Raw genomic sequence first — 24,868 nt, forward strand, 5'->3', positions numbered from 1 at the left:
TTATATTTGAAATTCATTTAATCCAAACCTATGTTACTTAAAAAAATCTTTCTTTTCTGTTCTTTATTTATTTTGATTTCTTGTGCTGAATTGCAACAAGTAGTAAACACCCTTCCCAACCAAACAGGAATTGGCACAGACACAACAATGATTGCAAATGGCTTACGGCAAGCATTGGATTTCGGAATAGACAAACAAGTAACAAAGCTTACCCAAACAGATGGTTTTTACAAAAATCAATTGGTAAAAATATTATTGCCCCAAGAATTACAGAAAGTGGATCAAACATTAAGAGATATTGGATTAGGGAGTTTAGCTGATGAAGGGCTAAAAGTACTTAACAGAGCAGCTGAAGATGCCGTAAAAGAAGCTACTCCAATTTTTGTAACTGCCGTGAAAGACATTACTTTCAATGATGCAAAAAATATACTTTTAGGTCCAGACAATGCAGCAACAAACTATTTGCAACAACGCACCAATTCTGCCTTATATTCAAAATTTAATCCCGTTATTAAAAATTCTTTTTCAAAAGTAGGTGCGGACCAAATTTGGAGCAACATCATTACTAAATATAACTCCGTGCCATTTGTTACTAAAGTGAATCCAGATCTTACAGATTATGTAACAAACCAAGCTCTCAATGGAGTTTTTAAAATGATAAGCGTTGAGGAGAAAGATATCAGAAACAATATTTCAGCAAGAACCACAACACTTTTAAGGCAAGTATTTGCATTACAGGATTAATTTCCGTGACTTTTTAACTAAAATCGTAACAATCTATTCTAATTTATGATACTCTTAACCATGCATTAATAATTACTTTTCTTAATTGAAATTATCTTTGTTTTATTAAGAAAAGCGCAATGTTCAGTTGGTTCAAAAAAAAATCTAAAGTAGAAAAGTTAAAAGAAAGGTATACTCTTTTAATGAAAAAATCCTATGATACTGCATTGAAGGATGTAGAAAAAAGTGAAAAAGTACACCATCAAGCAGACAAACTTTTTCAGGAAATAAAATATCTTACATTTCAACAAGGCGATAAATAAAACTATTTTCCATCTTTATGAAATGTTTTAAAATATTCCATTGAACGCATAAAACGGGAACCATACCAACTAAAATATTCTCCATCTGCAAGCTTAACTTCAGCTTCCAGTTTTTCACTCAATTTCAAGACATCACTATTTCTGAAAGGATAAGGTTCTGTGGAAAGGAGAACTAAATCGGCCTTGTTAAATTCTTTTTCCCTTATTTCAGGATAGCGAGTTGTTTCAGAATCAAGAATATTTTCAAAATTATTCGCCTGAAGAAGCGCGTCAATAAAAGTATTCTTTCCCGCCGCCATATAAGGGTCTTTCCATATAATATATAAAACTTTCCTTTTGGGGAAATTTTGGGTGATTGTCCTTAACTCGGAAAACTTCTTTTTAATGTTTGAAGTTATTTCTGATGCTTTCTTAGCTACATTGAAAATTTCTCCCAATTGTGTAATTAGCAAAATACTTTCATCAATCGTCCTTACATCACTGATCCAAACGGGTGCTATTTTTTCAAGTTCAAGCACCATTTTTTCAGTGTTTTCTTCTTTATTGCAAATAATAATATCTGGATTGAGGGATTTTATTTTGTTGTAATTCACTTTTTTAGTCCCGCCAACAATCATTTTTTCTTTTTTCAAATCTGCTGGATGCACACAAAATTTAGTGATGCCCACAATATTTTCGCGCAAACCAAGATCTACCAATAATTCGGTTTGGGAAGGAACAAGCGATATTATTCTTGAAGGAGTTTTTTTAAGAAATACTTTTCTATTTAATTGATCAACGAATTCCATCAATTATAGTATTCATTTCCTGTTGCATTTTTTTTGCCTCTCGGGCGGCGGCGGCGGCAAAATCAATATCATTTGAAGCATAAATAATTCCGCGTGAAGAATTCACGAGCAGGCCAATATTTTCGGAAAGACCGTATTTACAGACCTCTTTAAGGCTTCCGCCTTGCGCGCCAACTCCGGGAACCAGCAAAAAACTATTAGGGAGATTCTTTCGTATTTCTTCAAAATATTCAGCTTTTGTAGCGCCAACCACATACATTAAGTTTTCGCTATTTTTCCAATCTTTTGAAGTTTTCAATACGTGTTTATAAAGCTCTTCGTCTCCAACTTTTTTAGTTTGAAAATCAAAAGCACCTTCGTTTGAAGTTAAGGCTAAAAGAATAGTGTGTTTATTTTCAAAAGCGAGAAAAGGCTCTACGGAATCTTTCCCCATATATGGAGCAACCGTTATTGAATCAAATCCCAAATCCTCAAAAAAAGCTTTCGCGTAACGGCTTGAAGTATTGCCAATATCGCCGCGTTTTGCATCAGCGATAGTGAAAATTTCAGGGTAGTTTTCGTTTAAATATTTTATTGTTTTTTCCAGCGATTGCCAACCCTTTAAACCATAAGCTTCATAAAAAGCTGTATTTGGTTTGTAGGCAACCGCATATTGATGGGTTGCGTCAATAATAGCTTTGTTGAAGGAAAATATTGGATCTTCTTCTTTTAAAAGAAATACGGGAATTTTTTCAAGGTCAACATCTAGGCCAACACAAAGAAAGGAGTTCTTCTTTTTTATTTCTGAAATTAAACTTTCTGTAGTCATACTTTAGATTTCAGAAGATTATTGTTAAAAGGTTTCACCTGTTTCCTTCAGTTTTTCTGTATTGCTAACCAACTGAAGTTCGTCAATTATTTCTTGAACATCGCCGTTCATAATATTCCCAAGATTGTACAAGGTAAGATTTATACGGTGATCTGTAACGCGGCCTTGTGGATAGTTATAGGTTCTAATTTTCGCACTTCTATCACCACTCGTCACCATTGATCCACGTTTTAAGGCATCTTCTGCTTGCTTTTTTGCCAACTCAAGATCATACAAACGAGAGCGCAATACCCTAAAAGCCTTTTCTTTATTTTTATGCTGTGATTTTTGGTCTTGGCATTGTGCAACAATTCCCGTTGGAACGTGTGTTAAACGCACCGCAGAATAGGTTGTGTTTACGGATTGCCCTCCCGGACCCGAGGAACAAAAGAAATCTACACGAACATCTTTTGGATTTACTTCAATATCAAATTCTTCAGCTTCAGGAAAAACCATAACGGTTGCCGCACTTGTGTGAACACGCCCTTGTGTTTCAGTCTGTGGAACACGTTGCACACGGTGAACGCCAGCTTCAAATTTAAGGGTACCATAAACGTCTTCCCCTTCAATTTCTATCTGTACTTCTTTAAAACCACCGCTGGTTCCTTCATTAAAATCAATAACATTGGTTTTCCAACCCTTGCCTTCACAGTATTTTGTGTACATTCTGAACAGGTCTCCTGCAAAAATACTTGCTTCATCACCACCCGTTCCAGCTCTAATTTCCATTACGGCGTTTTTGGCATCTTCGGGATCTTTCGGAACCAATAAAAATTTAATTTCTTCCTCTAGTTTTGGCAAACGGGCTTTCGCTTCATCCAATTGTAGCTTGGCCATTTCCACCATCTCGGTATCAATTCCGTCAGAAATTATTTCTTCAGCCTCGGTAATATTATCGGTAAGCTCCAAAAATTCTGAGCGTTTATCCATCAAAATCCTTAAGTCTTTGTATTCTTTATTCAACTGAATGTAGCGTTTTTGATCGCTAATAACATCTGGTTGAATAATAAGGTCGCTCACCTCGTCAAAACGTTGTTTTATTATTTGAAGCCTGTCTAACATATGGATTTTATAATGGGTGCAAATTTACAATTTTTTAGCTGAATCAAAACTATAGAAATACGCATCTATTTAGAAAAAGAGCAATGTAGAAAAAGATTGATTTCTGATTTTTTAAGAGTAGGCTGGCTTTAAGTTTCTTGCCGGTTTTAAGTCAAGAAATGAAAAGTGAACAATCACACAGAGACTGAGCACCAGAAAAATTCTTGCCAAATACACAAACAAAACTCCATCAGCAAGATTGTAGTACGCTATTCCCCTAAATATTTCGGCAAAAATTATCAAAAAAATTAAAAGCGTAAAAGCCATGGATTGTGGGTTGTTGTAATAATGATTATAAAATAATGCTAAAAACCCAAGTAAAATTCCACAGCAAGCACATAAAAGCATAAAAATGTACTGCGTTGTATTTAGTGTCATTTCTTTCATTAATTCAACTAATTGAAAAAATAAATATCCATTAACAAAAACCATAACAATGAAAAGTAGTGTAAAGGTTTTGGTTATTTTTTTTAAGGTAAATTTTGGAAGTATATAGAAAAAAAGTGCTGAAAATGCAATGAAGTTTAAAATCATAGAAAGGCTCGCCATAATTCCATTTTCATACCAAACCGTTGTAATACTTGAAGCGCCATAAAAAAAGAGAAAACCAACAATCCATTTTTGGATTTTTTTCCCATGAGCCACAAATAAATATATTAGCGCGGTATAGCATATAATTCCACGCAACAAACGAAACAAAAAATAATTTTGAAAATAGTGGATTGCTATGCTCAAGCAGATAAAAAAAACTGCCATAATTGCCAAGCCCATCTTGTAATTTTTGAAGAAAATTTTCTCTGACATCCGCTTTTGACGATTTGAAAATAAAATGTAATTAGCTCAAAATCATCTGCGAATATAGCTGAAAATATCAATATACAAATTCGCCCATTGCTGTTTTTACAGTTAGCTTTTTGGAAGTGGCAGCTTCTACCCTACCTATAATTTGTGCATTTACATTAAATGATTTCGAAATTTTTATAATGGCCGCTGCTATTTTCTCGGGAACATAGAGTTCCATTCTGTGGCCCATATTGAAAACTTGATACATTTCTTTCCAATCTGTTTTACTTTCAGATTGAATAAGTTTAAAAAGTGGGGGCACGTCAAACATATTATCTTTAATTATATGAAGATTCTCTACAAAGTGAAGAATCTTTGTTTGGGCGCCACCGCTGCAATGCACCATTCCGTGGATTTCCTTGTTGCTGAATTGAGTTAAAATTTCTTTTATGATTGGAGCATATGTGCGCGTAGGTGAAAGCACTAATTTTCCAGCATTCAATGGGGAATCCGCAACTGCGTCCGTCAATTTTTTTGAACCTGAATAAACAAGCTCACTTGGGACTGAGGCATCAAAACTTTCAGGATATTTTTTGGCCAAATAGTTATCAAAAACATCGTGCCGTGCAGAGGTTAAACCATTGCTGCCCATACCACCGTTATACTCTTTTTCATAAGAAGCCTGACCGAAGGAGGCCAACCCAACTATCACATCTCCGGGTTTAATATTTGCATTGTCAACAACCTCGCTTCGCTTCATTCGGGCGGTTACGGTTGAATCAACAATAATAGTACGGACAAGATCTCCAACATCTGCTGTTTCACCCCCTGTAGAATTTATAACAATTCCATATTGTTTCATTTCGGCTATCAATTCTTCCGTACCATTTATGATTGCTGAAATAACTTCTCCTGGAATCAGATTTTTATTTCTTCCAATGGTAGATGAAAGCATTATATTATCAACAGCACCCACGCAAAGCAGATCGTCAATGTTCATTATGAGGGCATCTTGGGCAATACCTTTCCATACAGAAACATCACCTGTTTCTTTCCAATAAGTATAGGCCAATGAAGATTTGGTACCAGCACCGTCTGCGTGCATTATCAAGCAATAATCTTTATTATTGGTGAGGTAATCGGGAACAATTTTGCAGAATGCTTTTGGAAAAAGGCCTTTATCTACATTTTTGATGGCATTGTGCACATCTTCCTTACCTGCAGACACGCCCCTTTGTGCATACCTTTTTGAAATCTCTTTGCTCATGGACTGAATATTATGTTTGCAAAAGTACGGATTAAAAAAAAGCCCACAAAGGTGGGCTTTCAGGGTTTTGAAATTTATTTGGTTATTCCCAATCGGGCATAAAGGCATCCGTATAAAGTAATTCTCTGGTTTCTTCTTCACCTATCTCAAGTGAATAAACGTCTTTTTGGGAAATACCATCGTTAGAAGTATTTGTATAAATCACAAAGGCTTCGTTTGGTGAAAATTTACAATCTAAATCGTTGGTTCCATTTGGTTTTTCAGCTGAAATATCTGTGGTGGTGCCGTCAGTTATATCATACATAAATATTCTTGAATCCAGCCTTCTATAATCAGAGCTCTGAAACTCAGAAACGTCATATGAATAAATTATTTTTTTATTTGTAACTGAAATATCCAATCCACTGGCCGCTCCAGAAACACCCGAAATTAGTGTGTCAATAACAGTTCCATTAAAACGGATGGTGAATATTTTTATATTATAGCCGTTTAAATCATTTGTTTTCAAAACAATAAAATCGTTGTTACCGCTAATTCCTATTTCAGAAATTAAAGAACCATCTGGTGTTTGGTAAATAAGTTGAATACCTTGTCCATTTGGCCTAATTCTATAGAGTTTGTCCAAACTTGGAAAGTAGATTTTGTCACTTGTAGGCGGCCAAGCAATATTTATTTCATTCAAATTGAAACCATTGGGCTGAATGTTTGTAGTAACCTTAACTTTATCTGTTCCATCACGCTTCATGGTATAAATATCAGCTTGGGCACCTGTAGTTTGAAGATAAGCTATTCTATTTGCAGCAACATTTCTTCTTGGGCGATAGCTATTTGTGTTTTCAGAAGTAAGTTGAAATTCATTTCCATCTTCATCTGCGGAAAAAATTACGTTGTTACCGTTTATATTTCTAACAAACAAAAATCTATTTTCCACTGGCGCAGTCATTACTTTAAAAGTTCCAACTGTACTTAAAACCGCTGGATTATATTCATCTTTCGCGGAAACTTGCCAAAAATATTGTGCGCCAAGCATTAAATCAGAATATGTGAAAGTAGGTTCTGTAATATCCTCAAAAAGCAAAACATCCTCATTTTGATCGTTTCTCAATTCTAGGGTATAAGTTATTGGATCTTCTTCTGGGTCGGTAGATTCCCACTCAAAGACAACTTCTGTACTTTCCAAAACTTCGTTTTCTGCAGGGCTGGTTAATTCTGGAGCTGTTGGCGGCCTGTTATTTGCTGTAGAAATTTGCATTTCAAAAATAACGTTTACGGCTAAGTTTGTTACCACTGTGGCCGGTTCAAAAGTAGCGAGATAACCATCTAAACGGGCTCCTACTGAATATTCACCGACGGGAACGTTTTCAATTTTGAAATTACCTTTATTGTCAGAAAAAACGGTACTTGTAAATGGATTTGTTGATATCCTTACATTCTCCAAAGGCGCATTGGTTCCTTCCATTACCACTTTTCCTTTAATGGTGCCAAAATCATTTTCACTAATTCTATCCTCATTACAAGAAACTAAAAGAATCAAGAAAATACCCAATAACTTTATATATGTTAAACTTCCTTTCATCATCGTTCGTTTATTGATTAGTTTTAAATTTAGATTTTACAGACCCAAAATGGTAATTTAGGCCCAGACTGAATGTGTAATAATAATCGTCTCTTCTGCCGTGTGGTAAATTGTCAATTTTATCTGAAAAGGTTACATTCCATTCGCCATTTAATTCAAACGAAATCCTGTCTGACACATCATATTCCAAACCGGCGCCCAATTTCAAGTTAAAGAAACTGTCCCAACGCTGCAGATAAAGCAAAGGGCTATCGTCCGCAAAAAGTAAAATACCAGGAGCAGCATAAAAAAGCGGTGAAAGCCTGTCATGTGGAAGCATATTGTATTCAACCTTTATACTCTCGCTCACCCACCAATGGTTGGTTTTAGGAGAAGAATTTAATCTAAAAATTTGAAAATCTGAACCTACACTTAGCTCTGGAATTATACGGTATTTGTAACCCAAGCCTGCTTTATAATCCAATATACCGGTGGTATAATCACCGTCAACCAAAGCCATTCCAAAATTAATATTTGCAGTATTTCTATAATCATTTTTTAAGAATCTTCTTTCATAAAGTCCAGTAGATTCTTCCACTTCCTTTTCGAGTAAGTATTCATCAACAATTTCTTTATTTTTTTCTTCACCTTCAGCTGTGGACCATAATTTATCTTTTATTCCTTCCACTATAAGCACTTCTACAGATTTTTCAATAGCCTCCTGTACAGCCATCTGTGCAGGTTCGTTTTTTGTGAATCCTGTTTCCACCTCAAGTAATCTCTCAAAATTAACGTAACGAAAAAGGCTTACATCAACGGCTTGTGACAAAATTGTTTTTGAAACATACACAGTTTTTAGAACTTCGCCCGTAGATGTTGATACGGCTCTTAAATAAACAGTTATTCTATCCTGCCTATACTGTGTAGATCCACCTACGCCAAAATAACGTGCCCCAGCACCTCCAGTCATGATATTGGAATCATAGGAAACTACGCCGCCTTCCAATAAAATTCCAGCAAATAAAAGTGGTGATAACCTTGTTGGGCTATTATCATCGGGCTTTTTATATTCTTCACGAGTACTTCTAATGATATTTCGTTCGTTTAAAAGATTGTTCAAATTTTCTCTTTCTATAGGTCTGAACCATTTGGAATCTTGCAGAGCCTTTATGAGTATTGTGGTCGCTCCTTGCGTTATTGCGGTACTGAACGTGCTTCCTGCCTCAATACTTTTATATTGCCCCGTTTGGTCCTTAAAGTTATAAACGCCCGCTATAATTGGTTCAGCGGGATCTGGCAGTGTATAAAGTTTTTTTGTTTGCTTTGTTGTTTCACCTATACGAGCTTCTTGATTCCCTACTGGTTGGTTGAAGTAGGCACCACAACTTACCAATAGAAAAGAGGCAAATACAATACATAACTTTGTAAGTGTATTATTCATAATATTTTTAATTTGGGATAATAATCTGGCTCGCTTCTCCAGTAATAATGTTCAAAACATTGATAACCAGTCCCGCTGTTGATTCAAATACTTCATATTCAAAATTTCCTTCGGTGGATGTTCCAAGAGGGGGAGTATTATTTTGACCGAATTGATTTCCAAATTGACCATCCAAATTACTAGTTAAATCAGTCAAGCCTTCAAATCCAGCCAGACCCGTATCATCATCAAATGAATTTTGTGCGTTGGCAGAGTTCAAAAGCCAGGTATAATTAAAAGGATCTCCTCCAAAAGCTGGATTTACTGGTGTATAAACTAATTGTTGGGCAAAGCCGTATGAGGAAACTATTAAAAAAAGAAGTGTAATAATAGGTTTCATTTGGTTGTAATTTTAATTGTTAATCTATATAATTTGAAGGGGAAGCTCCTCAAATTTAAGTAAATATTTCCATCTTTTTGCTTTTTCAAAACGATAGCTTGCTTAAAATACATTCAAGAAATTAATAATATTTTTTCAAATTTTTATTTTGCTTATACTTTTGAAGATACCAATAGACTGTTCTAATGGAAGTTTCAGACATTTTTTTTAAATATTCATTTTGCGGTGTTACAAAAAATTCAACCACCTTTTCATTGGCCACATAAATTTCAATTTTTGTATTGTTGTTTAGCGCCAGAACTTCCTTAACGGTAACTATTTCTTCGCCATTTACATTATTTGCGGAATAGAGAGAGTAGAACATTTTATAAAAATCCCTACCTGGCTTCGTTTTGGTTTCTTCAATTACAATGCCCCGAAGGGTAACCCCGTCATTTTCTTTTTGGGTTGCATCTGGAGAAACATTCAATATTTGCTCTTTTTGTTTATTCTCTTCCAGTTCTAATTTTTCATCTTCTTCGTTACCATTAACGACGATACGATCCATCCCCAGCAATTTGTCTTTTTCATCATAAACTAGCAAAAGAATAATTATTCTGTCTTTTTCATTAGTATTTATTGTGGTGGTGGAAAGATTCTTTTTTTCGCCAAGATCAAGAACAAACCGGCCAGTTTGGTCATTTTTAGAACTATTTGAACTTTTTGTGTCATTTTTAATAACAGAGAGAATATAACGTAAGCTTTGGCTTGAGGAGGTTTTGTTTAGTGCAGAACCGGTAATCTGAATTACATCTCCATATTGTTGCAAATTTATCTTGGCCTCAACACTAGTATTATAGACTTGTGAAAAAGCAAAATCTGTAAACAATACCATGGCCAGTATTATTAATACGCTATGTATATTTTTAGTAAACAAAATATTTTAATTTCTTATGTTGCGAACAAGGATAGTTTGTTTCTTTCCTTGCATTGAGATTATCATATTATCTGAGATGGAATTTGATCCCAGCATAATGAGGTTTTGATTCGCTCCCTTTTGAAAGACAGCAGTTGTATGCAAAATAGAACCTTTTGTATTAATATCAATAACACTATTATTGATTCCGGTTTGCAAAACATTTTCTTTTATTGCACCCGCGGTTATATCGAGTAAGATTTCATTATTATTTCCTTTTTGAAATAACCCGACGTCACTATAGACAGATTTTGTATTGGAAACGATATCATTTTTATTTCCTATCTGTTGGATATATATGTTGTTTGAAGCAGAAACATTTTTTGAATTACTGAGTGAACCAGCTTGGGAAGAAAAAAGTTTGAATTGATCTGCTTTAATTTGAAGATTGGATGTTGTAGAGGAATTATCAACTTTATAGGTTTGGGCGTCTGTGCGGTTGCCTATAAGCAAAACTAAAATAGCTATCGATATTCTAATTATATTTTTCATCCTTTTTTTATTTGAGTAAAGCGTAAGAGCACTTAGAAAGTGCTCTTACAGTTTTACTATTTCCTCTATAAATATAACTATTTATTTCAGTTTTATTATAGGTTATTTTGAACTACTAAAGAGCCGTTACCCAAACCTATTTGGTTCACAACACTGTTGTGTCCAAGACCAGTTTGCAAAACAATACTTCCGTTACCAATTCCGAATTGGTTTACCAAAGAAGTGTTGAAGAAACCTATTTGAGCTACTAAACTTCCGTTAGCAATACCTATTTGGTTTACATCTGAATCGTTAGCAATACCTAATTGACCTACATAAGATCCGTTTCCAGCTCCCAATTGGAAAACATCAGAATCGTTGAATAAACCAATTTGGTCTACATCAGATCCGTTTCCTAAACCAATTTGAAGAACATCAGAGTCGTTCAAAATACCGAATTGCATTACAGATGAACCGTTTCCAACACCAATTTGAGTAACATCAGAGTCATTCAAAATACCAGTTTGGTCAACATCAGATCCGTTTCCAACACCAATTTGTAATACAGCAGAATTGTTTGCCAACCCTAATTGAGTTACAGTAGAACCGTTACCAGCTCCAAACTGCAATACTTGAGAATCGTTAAGGATACCATCTTGATCTACATCAGATCCATTTCCAACACCGATTTGCAATACATAAGAATCGTTAGCGATTCCATACTGATCTACGTTAGAACCGTTTCCAAGACCTAACTGGATTACGTCAGAGTCATTCACCCAACCTTGTTGGTTAACTGCTGAACCGTTTAAAGCCCCTACTTGAAGGACGTTACTGTCATTGAACTGTGCGAACATTGCTGTTCCTGCCATTAGCGCTACTGCGCAAAAAACTACTTTTTTCATAATTAAAAGATTTAAAGATTAATATTTGGTTAAAAAAATATTCTGCTTTTGATAAGGAATTATTTCCTTATTTTTTTGACAAATCATATAAAATAATTCATCAAACTTTAATTATGGGGATAGTTTAAAAATGAACTTTTATAGTACATTTTAATTTTAGGGGAGGTCTTAAAAGCTTTCTAAAAACAATGGACAAAATAATGTGCCACAGAATTCAAAAACTACTAAGGGGATAGGTTTGTTATTTAACAATATTTTGAGGAGAAGTGATTTTGATATTGTTATCTCTCAATCACAATTCAAAGATGCGACAAAAAAAAATACTATGCAAAGGTTTGCAAGCCCCGAAAGGAAAAAAGGGGGAAATCCCCCTTTTCAAAAGTGGTTTTTCCTATCAATAAATAGCATTTTAATAGATGAAAAATAAAAAAAAACCGATTAAAAGTATTTAATCGGTTTTTAACAGTAATTGTTAATTTTTTGTTAAAATTATTTAGTAAACAAAAGTTCTCTGTATTTGGTCAATGGCCAAATTTCATCATCAACCAGAAGTTCAAGTTTATCACAGTGATATCGTATTATTTCAAAATAAGGCTTAACATCGTCACAATAGGCAAAAGCTCTTTTCTCTGCATTTTCAATCTTATTGGCCTTTTTTCTAGCATCAATCATTTCAGTGATTCCCTTGTTTATTTTAGCTATATGCTCACTTATTTGTTCTATAAGTCGCATTTGTTCAACAGAGAATTTTTTGAAATCGGTTCCATAAATATTTTTTAGCCCCTGAACATTTTCAATCAAAATATTTTGGTATCTAATTCCAGTAGGAATAACGTGGTTACGAGCAATATCGCCAAGAATTCGGCCTTCAATCTGTATTCTTAAAGCATAATCCTCAACTTCTATTTCGTGGCGGGCCTCAATCTCAACCTTGCTCATAATTCCCAATTCCTCAAACAATGCAATTGTCTTCTTGGAAACTTTAGCTTTTAGAGCTTCTGGAGTTGTTTTATGATTGCTCAATCCTCGTTTTTTCGCTTCCTTTTCCCAAGCGTCGCCATAACCATCACCTTCAAAACGAATTCTTTTCGAATCCTTAATATATTCCTTAAGGACATTGAAGATAGCATCGTCCTTCTTCATCTTCTTATCCTTTATAAGAGCATCAACTTCTGCTTTGAAATCTATCAACTGCTTTGCTACAATAGCATTAAGAACCGTCATCGGGTTAGCGCAGTTGGCAGTTGAACCTACGGCACGAAATTCAAACTTGTTTCCAGTAAAAGCAAATGGTGAAGTACGGTTACGATCTGTATTGTCCAATAAAATCTCCGGGATTTTACCAACTACATTCAGTTTTAGATCCGTCTTTTCTTGTGGAGAAAGTTTTCCGCTTGTAACTTTTTCAAGCTCATCCAACACCTCTGTTAACTGCGAACCTATAAATGCAGAAATGATGGCCGGAGGAGCTTCGTTAGCTCCAAGACGGTGATCGTTACTAGCACTTGCAATGGAAGCTCTTAATAATTCCTCATATTCATTTACAGCTTTCAGCGTATTAATAAAAAACGTTAAAAACTGAAGATTCTTCATTGGCGTACTACCAGGGCCAAGTAAGTTTACACCTGTATTGGTTGCCAATGACCAGTTGTTGTGCTTCCCGCTTCCGTTTACGTTAGCAAATGGTTTTTCGTGAAACAAAACTTTAAAATTGTGTTTCTCGGCAATTTTGTGCATCAAATCCATTAATAAGGAGTTGTGATCTACTGCCAAATTAGTTTCCTCAAAAATTGGAGCCAATTCAAACTGGTTAGGTGCAACTTCATTATGGCGTGTTTTCACAGGAATACCCAAAAGCATACACTCCGTTTCCAAATGACGCATAAAATTAAGGACCCGTGCAGGGATAGAACCAAAATAATGGTCGTCCAATTGTTGTCCTTTTGCAGAAGAATGACCCAACAAACTTCTTCCGGCCAACGAAATATCCGGGCGAGATGCAGCCAAGGCACTGTCTATAAGGAAATATTCCTGTTCCCAGCCCAAAGTAGCAATCACTTTAGTAACGTTTTTATCAAAATATTTTGCCACGGCAGTCGCTGCTCCGTCAACACTTTGAAGTGCTCTTAATAAAGGTGTTTTATAATCAAGTGCTTCCCCTGTATAAGCAACAAAAACTGTTGGTATACATAAGGTAGTGCCATAAATAAATGCTGGTGAAGTTGGATCCCAAGCAGTATATCCGCGTGCCTCAAATGTATTTCTTATACCTCCATTCGGAAAACTGGAAGCGTCCGGCTCCTGTTGTACTAATTGTCCGCCACCAAATTTTTCAATAGCCTGTCCATTTTCCATGGTTTCAAAAAAAGCATCGTGCTTTTCGGCAGTTGCCCCTGTTAATGGTTGAAACCAGTGCGTGTAATGTGTTGCGCCTTTTGCAATAGCCCATTCCTTCATTCCTGTTGAAATGTGATCGGCTATATGGCGTTCAATCTTGGAACCATTTTCAATGGCATCCATTACACTTTTAAAAGAATCTTTAGTAAGATACTGCCGCATTGCAGTTTCGTTAAAAACATTTTTTCCGAAAATATCGGAACGTCTTTCAGGTTCGGTAACTGGAATAGGAACTCTATTAAAAGTTTCCTTTAAAGCATGAAATCTTAAAGTGGGCATAATGTGAATTTTATGGTTTGACAGTGCAAAAATATAAAAAACACACCCACACCCCCTTATTTTTTAAATAAATTTAAAAATAAAATTAGAAAAGTTATAAACACCCCCTTAATATGTAGGGGGTGTTATGAGATATTAATTATTTAAGAATTGTCATCCCTATAAAAATGGCATAGGCCGCTACTAATAAAATTCCCCTTTTCCGGCCAAGTTGATAGGATTTCGGAAGAAATGCCAAAGGAACCAATATTGCCGCAAAACCAATCATCCAAAAAACATCATTGGTAAGTACTTCAGAGCTTTTTACAGCGATTGGTTGAATGATTGCCGTAACACCCAATACAGAAGAAATATTGAAGATGTTTGAACCAATAAGATTTCCCAGTGAAATGGCTTTTTCCTTTTTTAGAGCAGCAATTACAGAAGCAGCAAGTTCCGGAATGCTGGTTCCAACAGCTATCATCGTTACAGCAATCACACGCTCGCTTACCCCAAAATCTTCCGCAATACTTATTGCACTACTAACAAGAAGCTCACTTCCAAAATACAAAGAAACACCACCAATTAGCAGCCAAATAATTATTTTAAAATTCGAAGCCTTGGACAAACCTTCATCAATACTGTCATCCACAGGCATAGCACCTCTTTCCTTTTTCGCTTTTCTTATTAAAACCCAAAGATAAACCACCAAAACCAGTAAAAGACCCACACCTTCGGAACGGGAAATCTCCAAACCACTTTTCAAAATAAAATACAGCCCTACAGAAAGAATCATCATTACGGGCCAATTCAATTTATAAAAACCCTTATCGATTGCCAATGGAGAAATAATTGCAGTAATACCCAAAACCAGACCAATATTTGCGATGTTTGAACCCATTACATTCCCCAAAGCAATGTCTGAAAAACCATTAAGGGCAGCCTGAAGACTCACCAAAAGCTCTGGTGCCGAAGTTGCAAAGGAAACCACGGTTAAACCTATAACCATTTTGGAAAGGTGAAGTTTAAAAGAAAGCGCAACCGAGGAACGCACCAAAAACTCCCCACCCACAACAAGCAAGGCCAATCCTATAAAAACATATAAATATTCCATAAATTATTTAAAGATTGCGAAGATAATGAAATGAACTGCCAAATGGAAAGTGGGAAATAAAAATCGGTTCCACCGTAACTTTAAAAAAATACGGCTTCTGAAAAACTTATAATAATTTTTACATTGTTAAAATCCAATTTCTATACCTTTATATATTATGAAAAAGAAAATCTTTCAATTTTTGGCAAAAGTGAATAAGAAGGTCTTGCCAAGTTTTACCAAAAAAGGCTTGGATTTAGCCAAAGCATCAAAGCTTCAAATGGCTATTTTCGGCTATAAATTGTGGGTTACGAAAAACGCCCTGGATTAATATTTCAACAATGATTTAACTAATTGTTTTTGCAATTTCTGTCTCCCTTTTAAAAATTCCAGTTCAATCAAAAAATTACACTGCACTATTTCGCCACCCAAACTTTCTATTAATTTGCAGGCAGCTTTTGCAGTACCTCCCGTTGCCAAAACATCATCATGCAACAAAACCCGCTCCCCTTTTTTTATTGCATCTTCATGAATTTCAAGTGCATCTATCCCATATTCCAATTGATAGGGCTCTTTCAGGGTTTTATAGGGAAGCTTGCCCGGTTTTCTGATGGGCGCAAAACCAGCGTTAAGTTTTTGGGCGAGTAATGTTCCAAAGAAAAAACCGCGGGACTCTATTCCCACTACTTTATCTATTTTTTCTCCGCCTATCATTTCCAACAATTTATCTAAGCAGTATTCGGAAGCTCCTTTATTTGCAAGCAAGGGAGTAATGTCCTTAAACTGGATACCAGACTTTGGAAAATTTTCAATATTTCGAATATATTCAGATAAATCCATAATTTTACAACTATTAATTTGTCTTGCAATTTAAAAAGAAATATATTTGCACCCGCTTAAAGCGAAATTTATTTAGGCCTTGTGGCGCAACTGAATAGCGCACCTGATTACGGCTCAGGAGGTTCCAGGTTTGAATCCTGGCAAGGTCACAAACCAAAAACCACGTTTTTAAAAACGTGGTTTTTTTATGACTTAATTTTCATAAAAATCTCAGGATTTTTAAGTATTTTGGAGGCATAAAACCATCAAAAATGACGAAAATAGTAAAAGATGCCGATAACGAAAAAGAAAGAGATTATATACTTCAGGATAATAAAAAAACCCGCTTTGGTGCAGGTTTCATTATTACTATACTGATTATTTTAATATTAGCCGTAATTATTTCCGGATTATATTTTGAGTGGTTTTAAATAATCTCTGCGCTCAATCCAGCTTCCAATAACATAGAGCAGCGCGGCTTTAACTCATTAAATTCGCCGGTCTTTACAGTACATTTTCCTTTATAATGGACTATGATGCTGCATTGTTCTGCCTGTTCTGGCGTGTGTTCACAAGCGAAGATCAAACTGTTTATTACGTGGTCAAAAGTGTTTACGTCATCATTGTAAAGCACAATTTCATTTTGGTTGCTCTCCTTTTCCAAGACCGATACATCTTCCTGAATTTTTTCCTTGGTACTCATAATTTTTAAACTTTACTATAACTAATTAAATTTACGAAATTATAAACTTCGCGGCAACCCAATTATTTTTCTCCTTATTTTCAACGAAAGTGAAGCCGAGATTATTGCAAGTTTCTGTAATTATTGGTAAATCTTCTAAATAAAAACCACTTAAATACAATTCTCCAACATCATTTAAACTTTCCATATAAGCCTGCATATCATTAAGTAGAATATTTCTATTGATGTTGGCTATTATCACATCATACTCCCTATCAGAAAGCAACGACGCATCTCCCAAATAAACTGAAATATTTTTACAATCGTTTCTTTGAATATTTTCCATAGAATTCTCAAAACACCACTCGTCAATATCTATTGCGTCCAGTTTTGAAGCGCCGCGCATTTCGGTCAAAATCGCCAAAACTGCCGTGCCACAGCCCATATCGAGTACGGTTTTGTTTTTGAAATCGTTTTCCAAAATAAACTGCAACATCATAAAAGTGGTTTCGTGATGGCCAGTGCCGAAAGACATTTTCGGCTCAATCACAATCTCGTATTCAAAATTTTTAGCTGGGTGAAATGGCGCGCGAACGGTGCATTTTCCATCCACTTCTATTGGATCGAAGTTTTTTTCCCATTCAGAATTCCAGTTGATTTGTTCTATTTCTGAAAAAGTATATTCAATTTTAAATTCGTCAGAATTGAGAATATTTATGTCTTTCAAAATATGATCGTTCCAATCATCCTTTTGAATATATGCCGTAACGCCTTCTTCCGTTTCCACAAAACTTTCAAAACCTGCATAACCCAATTCAGCAATCAAGATTTCCGTTCCTGGTTGCAACGGATTTACCTTAAAATCATAACCAATATAGATCTGTGACATTAAAAAGAATTTACAATTTTCATAAAACTATCCACTTTAAGGGAAGCTCCACCAATTAAACCGCCGTCAACATCAGCTTGCCCAAAAATTTCAGAAGCATTGTCTGGTTTCACGCTTCCACCATAAAGAATTGAAACTTTTTCAGCAATTGCTTTCGAATAACTTTCAGAAATCGTTTTCCTGATAAATTTATGCATTTCCTGCGCTTGTTCCGGGCTTGCGGTTTCACCCGTGCCAATTGCCCAAACGGGCTCATAGGCAATTACAATATTTTCCCAAGCGTCATCGGAAACGTGAAAAAGCCCTTCGGAAAGCTGTCTTTTTATCAATTCAAAATGGTTTCCCTTTTTTCTGTCATCCAATTCTTCGCCTATGCAGAAAATAATGCCCATATCATTTTCAAGTGCCGTATTCACCTTTTCAGCAAGAACAGCACTGTCTTCGTTGAAAAAAGCACGACGTTCGCTATGGCCCAAAATAACAGTTTTGGCGCCAACACTTTTCAGCATTTTAGCTGAAATTTCACCAGTAAAAGCGCCTTCGTTGCTTTGGTGCATATTTTGTGCGGCAAGTTCTACGGGATGCTCGCGCAACGATTTAAATGCATGGTTTAAACTCGTGAATGGCGGTGCCATCATAATTATTACATTCTCTGGAAATACCTGCTTTTTTAAATCCACCAAAAACATTTCTGTTTCGGCCAAATCGTTGTTCATTTTCCAGTTTCCAGCTACTATTTTTTTTCTCATTTCAATGCTTTTAAAAGATTTTCATCATCAGTTTCAATGGCTTTATAAAGGCTAATTTCCCCTTCGGGATTCAGTACCATATATCTGGGAATCCAGTCCAAATCTATGGAAGAGCAGAAGGGTCCTTTCCATCCGGAAGGGATAAAATAATTTTCGCCAATTACACCATATTTTTCAATGCCGTGTTTCCAACTCTCCGTTTCTTTGTCCAATGAAAGGAAAAGAAAAACAACTTCAGGGTTTTCTTCGCGAAGCTTTTGCACCTTTGGCATTCCGGCGATACAATCTTTGCACCAACTGGCCCAAACGTCTATAAAAACGGTTTTCCCTTTGTATTGCTGAAGAATTTCGGAAAGCGTGATTTCCTCATTGTTTTCAGAAACAAAAACATCATTTAATGCGGCTTCGGTAAAGAATTTTTGTTGCGCTTGCGCAAATGTTACAAATAAAAGTATGGCAATTAGTGTTTTCATTTTTATTGTTATTTCGTTAAAATCATATTATCGCTGATAAAGAAATCGATTAGTTTATAAATTAGGAAGCAAATAAAACAAATTAGAAAGAACCATCTTATATATTTTTCAATGGGGTGCTTATATTTCTCTTCGGAAACTGCATTTTCTTTATCCACTTCTTCCTTTAAAAGAAACGCTTCGTCAAAATCTTTATTTGCAACGTAAAATATAACAAAGCCGGAGCCGTCTTCATAGGAATCTTTATGAAATTCCCTAAAATCAATTTCTTTATCAATCAATTCGGTTTTAAATATTTCGGCAGGAAAAGGGAACGCAAATTCAGCTACTTGTACGTTACAACTATCATTCATATCTCAAACTGATTACTAACGACTAATCTTCGGATCCAGCCAACCGTAAATTATATCCACAAAAATATTGATAATAATAAACAATGTGGCAATCACGAGGACTGCTCCCATAATTATTGGTAAATCCAAGGTATTCAATGCGTTTACAATTTCCTTCCCCAAGCCATTCCACCCGAAAATATATTCAACAAAAACGGCTCCAGCTAGCATACTTGCAAACCATCCTGAAATAGCCGTAACAACAGGGTTCAAAGAGTTTTTCAAGGCGTGTCTTTTTATAATTTGAAAAAAAGAGAGCCCTTTTGCCTTTGCCGTACGAATGTAATCCTGGTTTAAAACCTCGAGCAACGAGTTGCGCATCAATTGGCTAACAACTGCCAACGGACGAATTCCCAAAACAATTGCGGGAAGTATCAAATTTTTCCATTGGATGTACTTTCCATTTCCCAAATCATCCACTTCATAGAGGCTTCCGGTCATATTAAAATTTGTGTATTCGTGTAGCAAAAAGCCGAAAATCCACGCAAAAATAATCGCACTGAAAAATGAAGGGACGCTCATTCCCAAAGTGCTTACCAACTGGATCATTTTATCAATAAATCCATCTTTAAAAAGAACGGAAATTATTCCCAAGAAAACCCCAATAATCATTGCAATGACAATTGCTGAAACCGCCAATATAAAAGTGTTTGGAAGGGTTTCCGCAATTACTTCACTTACCTCTTTTCCATTCTTTTGAAAGGATTCCCGCAAATAGGGTGTTTTCAAAACCACGGTTGTATTTCCGATAGAGAATAATTTTGCTGCATTGTATTTCCCTTCGGAAAGAAACGTGTAATCCTCCGGATTTTTACTGTGGAAGGAAATGGGCGATAAATCATTCAAATACCGTACATATTGAACCGAAACAGGCTGGTCAAAACCGTATTTCTTTTTTACCACGGCAAGTTGTTCCGCGGTTTCGTTTTGGCCGAGCATCATGCGAGCGGGATCTCCGGGAAGTATTGTAAACAGCAGAAAAATCACGGTCACAACCCCAAATAACGTGAGCAAGGCATAACCCAATTTTTGAAGTATGTAACCCGTCACTTATTATTGTTTTATTTGTTCTATGGAGCGAGGCTCATATACAAAGTCGTCGCCGAAAAGAATTTTGGCATATTCCTCAACAGTTTCTTCAAAACCTGCTTCTTTTCTTCTTTGGTTTACCGTTTCAGGATTTTCAATGGGCCATATAAATGAGCCACGGGCATCATCGTACGTCATTCCCTGTGTGCCGTATATTTGTGGTTTCCCTTCCATCATCAAATAGCGGTCTTCCATCATGGCGGCGGAAGTTTTGGGTATTTCGCCAGCTTCAGCAGCTTTCTTTACCAATGGTAAGTAAAGTGGAATTTTATCTGGGTTGTGTTGCAGCACATTCCACGCAACAAGACTTGATTCTTCACCAACTACAGATTTGCCCGGATAGCCTTTTTGAATAAAATATTTTTCAATAAAAATCATATTTACGCTGTCCAAAACACTTTGCATCTGCGAAAGATCACCGCTGTATTCTGCTTCGGAAAGCCCCATGCTTTCGCCAAGCTTTTTCCGTTCATCCAAAGATTGTGTCTGCATCAACTTTCGGTATTTTTGATCAAGCACTGCTATGCTGTCCAAACGTTGCTTTAAAGAAAGGTCCAACTTTGGTTTTGCGTTTTCAACTACGGGAAGCTGCAATTTTTCAGCATCGTTCCAGTGAAGTTTTTGTTTAATGGTTCCGTTATCAAGTTCCAAAATCCCTGGATTACTGCGGACAATGGTTTTCAAAGTGGTTTCATCACAGAAATAAAATTTGAAATTCAGCTTGTATTCTTCCGTCAAAGCTTCCGTCATTTCTTGGGAAGAAGCCGAAAGACCAATAACATTATAACCATTTTTCAAAGCCTTATCGGTAATTTCCTTTACAGGAATGAATCCGTCCTTTTCAGTATTCCCTAAACTATACGCAATAATAACCACGAGATTTTCTTCATCCAAAAACTGGGCTGTATAATCCTCTCCGTCCCTTTCCATTGTGAAATCGTGGATTGGCGGCGTGTAGCCTTCTTGGATCATTTCGGTTTCGGTGCTTATCAATTCCCCGTCAACTTGAGGATATTCGCCGTTTGTGGTTATTGTTTTTTCTTCGCCGTTCACTTTAAATTTCCAATTGTATTCATAAACCGGAGCTGGCGCATTTTCAGGAACGGTCATTCCTTCTTTGATATTCGCGCCAATTTTATACGGACGGAAATCAATTATCGGAAGATGTAATAAAACATAATAAGTTATTCCAAGGCAAACTACGAAAGATGCAAAAATGATAATGCTTCGCGTCCCTTTTGTGAAAAATGGCTGGATGTATTTTCTTCCAATAAAAAGAATCAAAACCAAAACCAAAAGCACAATATCTTTGCTAAAAGATTCCCACGGCGTAAGCGGAATAGCATCTCCAAAACAACCGCAATCGGTTACTTTGTTGAAATAGGCCGAATAAAAAGTTAGGAATGTGAAAAACACAATCATAAGCAATAAGGCCCAAAGCGTGAATTTTTTTAAATATCCCAACAGCAATGCCACACCAACCAAGACTTCGAAAATCACTAAGAATATAGCTATCAACAAAGCATACGGAACCAAAAATCCAAGGTCCAAAACTTCGGGCGCGAAGTAATCTTTCAGTTTGAATGAAAACCCAACGGGATCGTTCAACTTTATCAATCCGCTGATTATAAATAATACGCCAACGATTACTCGTGATATTCCAACTAAATATTTCATAAATTATAAAATTCTAACTTTATTAAAAATTCCAAATTTCAAGTACCAAATTCCAAAGAAATTCCAAAGCACTACTCAAACTTTTTGATTATTGCGGAAAGTATTTTTCTAAGCTCTTCCGATTCATTTATTAATTTGTCTATTTCTTTTATTTCGGGATTTCCAGTTTTTAATAACCTCAACCAATAACGTGATTCCTTTGCTTCTTTTCTTGCTATTTTAAGACGAAAAACGAAATCTTTTTCACCTAACTTTTCATTTGCTTCAATATAATTAGCCCCTATTGAACCTGAAGATTTTATCAATTGCTTTCCATCTTCCACGTTAGCTGACGAAAACTTTAAAGAACTTATCATCTTACGACAATCATTGGCAAATTGAAAAGTTCTTTCTTCTAAATCATATTTTGAATCCATTTGTATGGTCATAATATTTTCAAAATTTTAAGTATCCGTTTTTGGAATTTCAAGCTTTTTAATTTTGGGATTTTAATTACGCGGTTTTTGCGCTGATTCATTTAAATGAATTAGCGCAAAAACCGCATAATTAATCATATCCTGATAATTCGCATCAATTCCTTCCGAAACCAAAGTTTTCCCGCTATTGTTTTCAATTTGTTTTACGCGCAATAATTTCTGAAGAATTAAATCCGTCAGCGAACTTACCCGCATATCGCGCCAAGCTTCGCCGTAATCGTGATTTTTATCTAGCATCAACTGTTTCGTTTTCGCCACTTGCTCATCATAAAGTTGAGTTGCTTCTTCCAAAGACATATCTGGTTGTTCCACCACGCCTTTGTCCAATTGAATCAGCGCCATTATTGAATAATTTACAATTCCAATAAACTCGCTGGTCTCATCTTCAGCTATTTTTTGTTCTTTATTTTTTTGCAAACCGCGTATGCGCTGTGCTTTTATAAAAATTTGGTCGGTAAGGGAAGGAAGTCGAAGAATGCGCCACGCACTTCCGTAATCGTGCATTTTCTTGATAAACAGCTCCCTGCATTTTTCAATCTGGTCGTTGTATTGATTTGAAGTATCGGCCATTAGTGGTTTGTAAGATTTTGCGTAAATTTCGCTTAAATAGTTTAAAGTTCAAAGTTGAAAGCTTAAAGTTATTTGTGAATAGCACTTTATCTTTTCAAAATTAAAGTTGAAAAAAATGACAATCAATTGCCGAGGCAACCTTATAGACCTTTCCAGTCCAAAAGTGATGGGCATTATAAACGTAACGCCCGATTCATTTTATGACGGCGGAAAAACTTTTTCTGAAAAAGAAATTCTGAAGCAAGCCGAAAAAATGCTTTCGGAAGGTGCCACATTTTTGGATATTGGCGGTTACAGCACACGGCCAGGTGCGGAAGAAATTTCAGAAACCGAGGAAATTAAAAGAGTTGCTGGTGCGATTGAAAGTATTCTGAAAAAGTTTCCCGAAACTTTAATTTCCATAGATACTTTCCGAAGTGAAGTTGCAAAAAAAGCAGTTGAAGCAGGAAGTGCAATTGTGAATGATGTTTCAGGCGGAATTTTAGATAATGAAATGTATAAAACCGTGGCAAAACTAAAAGTTCCGTACATTTTGATGCACATGCGCGGCACCCCAAAAACAATGACAAAACTCACCGATTACAAAAACGTAACGGTTGATGTTTTAAAGGATTTATCAGAAAAAATTACGCTGGCACGTGCTGAAGGAATAAACGATATTATTGCCGATCCGGGATTTGGTTTTGCGAAAACCCGTGAACAAAGTTTTCAGCTTTTGAATAATCTTGAGCTTTTTAAAAATTTGGAAATTCCAACTTTAGCCGGTCTTTCACGAAAATCGATGATATATAAAACGCTGGCAACTTCCGCAGAAAATGCTTTAAACGGAACCACTTCCCTCAACACTATCGCACTTTTAAAAGGAGCTTCAATCTTGAGAGTTCACGATGTGAAAGAAGCAGTGGAATGTGTAAAATTGTTTGAAAACCTCAAATCCTGAACGCAATCCATTAAAATTTTTAAAGTACTTTTACAAAAAAACACACCCCTTTGGATTTTCTAGACATTCGGATTATAGATATTGTAGACATTGTCCTAGTGGCCTCTCTGCTCTACTATCTCTATAATTTGGTGAAAGGTACTGTAGCAATCAATATTTTGGTAGGGATAATTATCGTTATCGCCATAAATATTGTTACCCGTCTTTTGGAAATGGAGCTTTTGAGCAAAATTCTGGGAGAGTTTCTCGGGGTAGGAATGTTTGCTTTGGTGGTGGTTTTTCAACCGGAAATCAGGAAATTTCTTTTAATGTTGGGTTCAACCAACTTTAACGCGAGGCGCCGGTTTTTGAAACAGTTTCGATTTTCGGGGAATGATTCTGGTCTTAAGACTAATTTGGAAGGAATAATTACCGCTTGCAAAAAAATGTCAAGCACCAATACGGGTGCTTTAATTGTGCTTCAGCGAAACAATAGCCTTGATTTTGTGAAAAATACCGGGGACAAAATGAACTTGGAAGTGAACCAGCCCATTATTGAAAGTGTTTTTTTCAAAAATAGCCCGTTGCACGATGGCGCGATGATTATTGAAGAAAACAGAATTACTGCAACACGGGTTATCTTGCCCGTTTCCAATGACAAAAAAATTCCGTTACGTTTTGGGCTTCGGCATCGTGCAGCCGTTGGTATCACTGAAAAAACAGATGCTGTTTGTTTAGTTGTTTCCGAAGAAAATGGTCAGATTTCCTATTTAAAGGACGGTGATTTTGTGCTTTTTGAAGATACTGACGAACTGCTTAAAATTTTAAAGAAGGATTTAAGCTAACC

Annotated in this window: 29 protein-coding genes and 1 tRNA gene; 7 read left to right on the top strand and 23 right to left on the bottom strand. The window is 35.9% G+C overall.

Features of this window, described 5'->3' with window-relative positions; all coding sequences use genetic code 11:
- The first annotated feature begins 30 nt into the window (after window positions 1-30).
- Both A7A78_RS03770 and A7A78_RS03775 read left to right on the top strand, forming a co-directional pair.
- Window positions 31-744, top strand: a complete 714-nt coding sequence (locus tag A7A78_RS03770) for a DUF4197 domain-containing protein (protein ID WP_068761117.1) — start codon at window positions 31-33, stop codon at window positions 742-744.
- Between the two features lie 119 nt (window positions 745-863).
- Window positions 864-1,046 carry a Lacal_2735 family protein gene (locus A7A78_RS03775; RefSeq protein WP_068761118.1) on the top strand — a complete coding sequence of 61 codons (183 nt, stop codon included), beginning with the start codon at window positions 864-866 and terminating at the stop codon, window positions 1,044-1,046.
- 2 nt (window positions 1,047-1,048) lie between these two features.
- Here A7A78_RS03775 and A7A78_RS03780 read toward each other — a convergent pair whose 3' ends face one another.
- From A7A78_RS03780 to A7A78_RS03840, 13 genes are all read right to left on the bottom strand, one after another.
- Window positions 1,049-1,834, bottom strand: coding sequence for an ABC transporter substrate-binding protein (locus A7A78_RS03780; protein WP_068761119.1), 786 nt, complete (start codon window positions 1,832-1,834; stop codon window positions 1,049-1,051).
- On the bottom strand, window positions 1,821-2,642 hold the full coding sequence (gene pyrF / locus A7A78_RS03785; RefSeq protein WP_068761120.1) for an orotidine-5'-phosphate decarboxylase: 822 nt from the start codon (window positions 2,640-2,642) through the stop codon (window positions 1,821-1,823). The genes A7A78_RS03780 and pyrF overlap by 14 nt, the downstream gene beginning before the upstream one ends.
- A 24-nt stretch (window positions 2,643-2,666) precedes the next feature.
- Window positions 2,667-3,743: a peptide chain release factor 1 gene (gene prfA / locus A7A78_RS03790; protein WP_068761121.1), complete on the bottom strand. Its 1,077-nt coding sequence runs from the start codon at window positions 3,741-3,743 to the stop codon at window positions 2,667-2,669.
- A gap of 111 nt (window positions 3,744-3,854) precedes the next feature.
- A complete protein-coding gene (locus A7A78_RS03795; protein ID WP_068761122.1) occupies window positions 3,855-4,586 on the bottom strand; it encodes a hypothetical protein in 732 nt (243 codons plus the stop codon).
- 67 nt (window positions 4,587-4,653) lie between these two features.
- The gene (locus A7A78_RS03800; RefSeq protein ID WP_068761123.1) at window positions 4,654-5,832 is read right to left on the bottom strand and encodes an AIR synthase related protein; all 1,179 of its coding nucleotides are present in this window, start codon (window positions 5,830-5,832) and stop codon (window positions 4,654-4,656) included.
- Window positions 5,833-5,914: 82 nt separating this feature from the next.
- Window positions 5,915-7,411 (bottom strand): carboxypeptidase regulatory-like domain-containing protein, encoded by a 1,497-nt coding sequence (locus tag A7A78_RS03805; protein WP_094746027.1) that lies wholly within the window; start codon window positions 7,409-7,411, stop codon window positions 5,915-5,917.
- A gap of 7 nt (window positions 7,412-7,418) precedes the next feature.
- Window positions 7,419-8,828 carry a CsgG/HfaB family protein gene (locus A7A78_RS03810; RefSeq protein ID WP_068761125.1) on the bottom strand — a complete coding sequence of 470 codons (1,410 nt, stop codon included), beginning with the start codon at window positions 8,826-8,828 and terminating at the stop codon, window positions 7,419-7,421.
- Window positions 8,829-8,835: 7 nt separating this feature from the next.
- Entirely contained in the window at window positions 8,836-9,207 is a 372-nt protein-coding gene (locus A7A78_RS03815; protein WP_068761126.1) for a curli assembly protein CsgF, read from the bottom strand.
- Between the two features lie 121 nt (window positions 9,208-9,328).
- The gene (locus A7A78_RS03820) at window positions 9,329-10,081 is read right to left on the bottom strand and encodes a CsgE family curli-type amyloid fiber assembly protein (RefSeq protein ID WP_068761127.1); all 753 of its coding nucleotides are present in this window, start codon (window positions 10,079-10,081) and stop codon (window positions 9,329-9,331) included.
- 48 nt (window positions 10,082-10,129) lie between these two features.
- Window positions 10,130-10,654: a hypothetical protein gene (locus A7A78_RS03825; protein ID WP_068761128.1), complete on the bottom strand. Its 525-nt coding sequence runs from the start codon at window positions 10,652-10,654 to the stop codon at window positions 10,130-10,132.
- 95 nt (window positions 10,655-10,749) lie between these two features.
- The gene (locus A7A78_RS03830) at window positions 10,750-11,538 is read right to left on the bottom strand and encodes a hypothetical protein (protein WP_068761129.1); all 789 of its coding nucleotides are present in this window, start codon (window positions 11,536-11,538) and stop codon (window positions 10,750-10,752) included.
- 489 nt (window positions 11,539-12,027) lie between these two features.
- Window positions 12,028-14,214, bottom strand: coding sequence for a glutamine synthetase III family protein (locus A7A78_RS03835; RefSeq protein ID WP_068761130.1), 2,187 nt, complete (start codon window positions 14,212-14,214; stop codon window positions 12,028-12,030).
- Window positions 14,215-14,353: 139 nt separating this feature from the next.
- Window positions 14,354-15,307 (bottom strand): calcium/sodium antiporter, encoded by a 954-nt coding sequence (locus A7A78_RS03840; RefSeq protein WP_068761131.1) that lies wholly within the window; start codon window positions 15,305-15,307, stop codon window positions 14,354-14,356.
- A 157-nt stretch (window positions 15,308-15,464) separates the two neighbouring features.
- On the opposite strand from A7A78_RS03840, the gene A7A78_RS03845 reads away from it, so the two are divergent.
- Entirely contained in the window at window positions 15,465-15,617 is a 153-nt protein-coding gene (locus tag A7A78_RS03845; protein ID WP_068761132.1) for an SsrA-binding protein, read from the top strand.
- Here A7A78_RS03845 and A7A78_RS03850 read toward each other — a convergent pair.
- On the bottom strand, window positions 15,614-16,126 hold the full coding sequence (locus tag A7A78_RS03850) for an adenine phosphoribosyltransferase (protein WP_068761133.1): 513 nt from the start codon (window positions 16,124-16,126) through the stop codon (window positions 15,614-15,616). The genes A7A78_RS03845 and A7A78_RS03850 overlap by 4 nt on opposite strands.
- A 75-nt stretch (window positions 16,127-16,201) precedes the next feature.
- On the opposite strand from A7A78_RS03850, the gene A7A78_RS03855 reads away from it, so the two are divergent.
- Together A7A78_RS03855 and A7A78_RS15070 are read left to right on the top strand one after the other, a co-directional pair.
- Window positions 16,202-16,275, top strand: a tRNA-Arg gene (locus A7A78_RS03855).
- Window positions 16,276-16,377: 102 nt separating this feature from the next.
- Entirely contained in the window at window positions 16,378-16,536 is a 159-nt protein-coding gene (locus A7A78_RS15070; RefSeq protein WP_165593546.1) for a hypothetical protein, read from the top strand.
- On the opposite strand, the gene A7A78_RS03860 is transcribed toward A7A78_RS15070, so the two are convergent.
- The 9 genes from A7A78_RS03860 to A7A78_RS03900 form a co-directional block, all read right to left on the bottom strand.
- Window positions 16,533-16,808, bottom strand: coding sequence for an ATP-dependent Clp protease adaptor ClpS (locus tag A7A78_RS03860; RefSeq protein WP_068761134.1), 276 nt, complete (start codon window positions 16,806-16,808; stop codon window positions 16,533-16,535). The genes A7A78_RS15070 and A7A78_RS03860 overlap by 4 nt on opposite strands.
- A gap of 31 nt (window positions 16,809-16,839) precedes the next feature.
- Window positions 16,840-17,676, bottom strand: coding sequence for a 50S ribosomal protein L11 methyltransferase (gene prmA, locus A7A78_RS03865; RefSeq protein WP_068761135.1), 837 nt, complete (start codon window positions 17,674-17,676; stop codon window positions 16,840-16,842).
- Window positions 17,676-18,425 (bottom strand): triose-phosphate isomerase, encoded by a 750-nt coding sequence (tpiA, locus tag A7A78_RS03870; protein WP_068761136.1) that lies wholly within the window; start codon window positions 18,423-18,425, stop codon window positions 17,676-17,678. The genes prmA and tpiA overlap by 1 nt, the downstream gene beginning before the upstream one ends.
- A complete protein-coding gene (locus A7A78_RS03875) occupies window positions 18,422-18,898 on the bottom strand; it encodes a TlpA family protein disulfide reductase (protein WP_068761137.1) in 477 nt (158 codons plus the stop codon). The genes tpiA and A7A78_RS03875 overlap by 4 nt, the downstream gene beginning before the upstream one ends.
- An 8-nt stretch (window positions 18,899-18,906) precedes the next feature.
- The gene (locus A7A78_RS03880; RefSeq protein WP_068761138.1) at window positions 18,907-19,251 is read right to left on the bottom strand and encodes a hypothetical protein; all 345 of its coding nucleotides are present in this window, start codon (window positions 19,249-19,251) and stop codon (window positions 18,907-18,909) included.
- 15 nt (window positions 19,252-19,266) lie between these two features.
- Window positions 19,267-20,340, bottom strand: coding sequence for an ABC transporter permease (locus A7A78_RS03885; RefSeq protein ID WP_094746028.1), 1,074 nt, complete (start codon window positions 20,338-20,340; stop codon window positions 19,267-19,269).
- Window positions 20,341-20,343: 3 nt separating this feature from the next.
- Entirely contained in the window at window positions 20,344-22,056 is a 1,713-nt protein-coding gene (locus tag A7A78_RS03890; protein WP_068761139.1) for a BT_3928 family protein, read from the bottom strand.
- A 71-nt stretch (window positions 22,057-22,127) separates the two neighbouring features.
- The gene (locus A7A78_RS03895) at window positions 22,128-22,484 is read right to left on the bottom strand and encodes a four helix bundle protein (RefSeq protein ID WP_242649246.1); all 357 of its coding nucleotides are present in this window, start codon (window positions 22,482-22,484) and stop codon (window positions 22,128-22,130) included.
- 60 nt (window positions 22,485-22,544) lie between these two features.
- On the bottom strand, window positions 22,545-23,102 hold the full coding sequence (locus tag A7A78_RS03900; RefSeq protein WP_068761141.1) for a DUF1599 domain-containing protein: 558 nt from the start codon (window positions 23,100-23,102) through the stop codon (window positions 22,545-22,547).
- A gap of 115 nt (window positions 23,103-23,217) precedes the next feature.
- Between A7A78_RS03900 and folP the strand changes: the two genes are divergently transcribed.
- Together folP and cdaA are read left to right on the top strand one after the other, a co-directional pair.
- Window positions 23,218-24,042, top strand: a complete 825-nt coding sequence (folP, locus tag A7A78_RS03905; protein ID WP_068761142.1) for a dihydropteroate synthase — start codon at window positions 23,218-23,220, stop codon at window positions 24,040-24,042.
- A gap of 50 nt (window positions 24,043-24,092) precedes the next feature.
- A complete protein-coding gene (cdaA, locus tag A7A78_RS03910) occupies window positions 24,093-24,866 on the top strand; it encodes a diadenylate cyclase CdaA (protein WP_068761143.1) in 774 nt (257 codons plus the stop codon).
- Window positions 24,867-24,868: the final 2 nt, after the last annotated feature.

Source organism: Aequorivita soesokkakensis, from assembly GCF_001641085.1.
GTDB classification, from domain to species: domain Bacteria; phylum Bacteroidota; class Bacteroidia; order Flavobacteriales; family Flavobacteriaceae; genus Aequorivita; species Aequorivita soesokkakensis.

Excerpts from the sequence above, each read along its gene's own strand:
- A7A78_RS03770 (WP_068761117.1), top strand. The coding sequence starts at position 31 with ATGTTACTTAAAAAAATCTTTCTTTTCTGTTCTTTATTTATTTTGATT.
- A7A78_RS03775 (WP_068761118.1), top strand. The coding sequence starts at position 864 with ATGTTCAGTTGGTTCAAAAAAAAATCTAAAGTAGAAAAGTTAAAAGAA.
- A7A78_RS03780 (WP_068761119.1), bottom strand. The coding sequence starts at position 1,834 with ATGGAATTCGTTGATCAATTAAATAGAAAAGTATTTCTTAAAAAAACT.
- pyrF (WP_068761120.1), bottom strand. The coding sequence starts at position 2,642 with ATGACTACAGAAAGTTTAATTTCAGAAATAAAAAAGAAGAACTCCTTT.
- prfA (WP_068761121.1), bottom strand. The coding sequence starts at position 3,743 with ATGTTAGACAGGCTTCAAATAATAAAACAACGTTTTGACGAGGTGAGC.
- A7A78_RS03795 (WP_068761122.1), bottom strand. The coding sequence starts at position 4,586 with ATGTCAGAGAAAATTTTCTTCAAAAATTACAAGATGGGCTTGGCAATT.
- A7A78_RS03800 (WP_068761123.1), bottom strand. The coding sequence starts at position 5,832 with ATGAGCAAAGAGATTTCAAAAAGGTATGCACAAAGGGGCGTGTCTGCA.
- A7A78_RS03805 (WP_094746027.1), bottom strand. The coding sequence starts at position 7,411 with ATGATGAAAGGAAGTTTAACATATATAAAGTTATTGGGTATTTTCTTG.
- A7A78_RS03810 (WP_068761125.1), bottom strand. The coding sequence starts at position 8,828 with ATGAATAATACACTTACAAAGTTATGTATTGTATTTGCCTCTTTTCTA.
- A7A78_RS03815 (WP_068761126.1), bottom strand. The coding sequence starts at position 9,207 with ATGAAACCTATTATTACACTTCTTTTTTTAATAGTTTCCTCATACGGC.
- A7A78_RS03820 (WP_068761127.1), bottom strand. The coding sequence starts at position 10,081 with ATGGTATTGTTTACAGATTTTGCTTTTTCACAAGTCTATAATACTAGT.
- A7A78_RS03825 (WP_068761128.1), bottom strand. The coding sequence starts at position 10,654 with ATGAAAAATATAATTAGAATATCGATAGCTATTTTAGTTTTGCTTATA.
- A7A78_RS03830 (WP_068761129.1), bottom strand. The coding sequence starts at position 11,538 with ATGAAAAAAGTAGTTTTTTGCGCAGTAGCGCTAATGGCAGGAACAGCA.
- A7A78_RS03835 (WP_068761130.1), bottom strand. The coding sequence starts at position 14,214 with ATGCCCACTTTAAGATTTCATGCTTTAAAGGAAACTTTTAATAGAGTT.
- A7A78_RS03840 (WP_068761131.1), bottom strand. The coding sequence starts at position 15,307 with ATGGAATATTTATATGTTTTTATAGGATTGGCCTTGCTTGTTGTGGGT.
- A7A78_RS03845 (WP_068761132.1), top strand. The coding sequence starts at position 15,465 with ATGAAAAAGAAAATCTTTCAATTTTTGGCAAAAGTGAATAAGAAGGTC.
- A7A78_RS03850 (WP_068761133.1), bottom strand. The coding sequence starts at position 16,126 with ATGGATTTATCTGAATATATTCGAAATATTGAAAATTTTCCAAAGTCT.
- A7A78_RS15070 (WP_165593546.1), top strand. The coding sequence starts at position 16,378 with ATGACGAAAATAGTAAAAGATGCCGATAACGAAAAAGAAAGAGATTAT.
- A7A78_RS03860 (WP_068761134.1), bottom strand. The coding sequence starts at position 16,808 with ATGAGTACCAAGGAAAAAATTCAGGAAGATGTATCGGTCTTGGAAAAG.
- prmA (WP_068761135.1), bottom strand. The coding sequence starts at position 17,676 with ATGTCACAGATCTATATTGGTTATGATTTTAAGGTAAATCCGTTGCAA.
- tpiA (WP_068761136.1), bottom strand. The coding sequence starts at position 18,425 with ATGAGAAAAAAAATAGTAGCTGGAAACTGGAAAATGAACAACGATTTG.
- A7A78_RS03875 (WP_068761137.1), bottom strand. The coding sequence starts at position 18,898 with ATGAAAACACTAATTGCCATACTTTTATTTGTAACATTTGCGCAAGCG.
- A7A78_RS03880 (WP_068761138.1), bottom strand. The coding sequence starts at position 19,251 with ATGAATGATAGTTGTAACGTACAAGTAGCTGAATTTGCGTTCCCTTTT.
- A7A78_RS03890 (WP_068761139.1), bottom strand. The coding sequence starts at position 22,056 with ATGAAATATTTAGTTGGAATATCACGAGTAATCGTTGGCGTATTATTT.
- A7A78_RS03895 (WP_242649246.1), bottom strand. The coding sequence starts at position 22,484 with ATGACCATACAAATGGATTCAAAATATGATTTAGAAGAAAGAACTTTT.
- A7A78_RS03900 (WP_068761141.1), bottom strand. The coding sequence starts at position 23,102 with ATGGCCGATACTTCAAATCAATACAACGACCAGATTGAAAAATGCAGG.
- folP (WP_068761142.1), top strand. The coding sequence starts at position 23,218 with ATGACAATCAATTGCCGAGGCAACCTTATAGACCTTTCCAGTCCAAAA.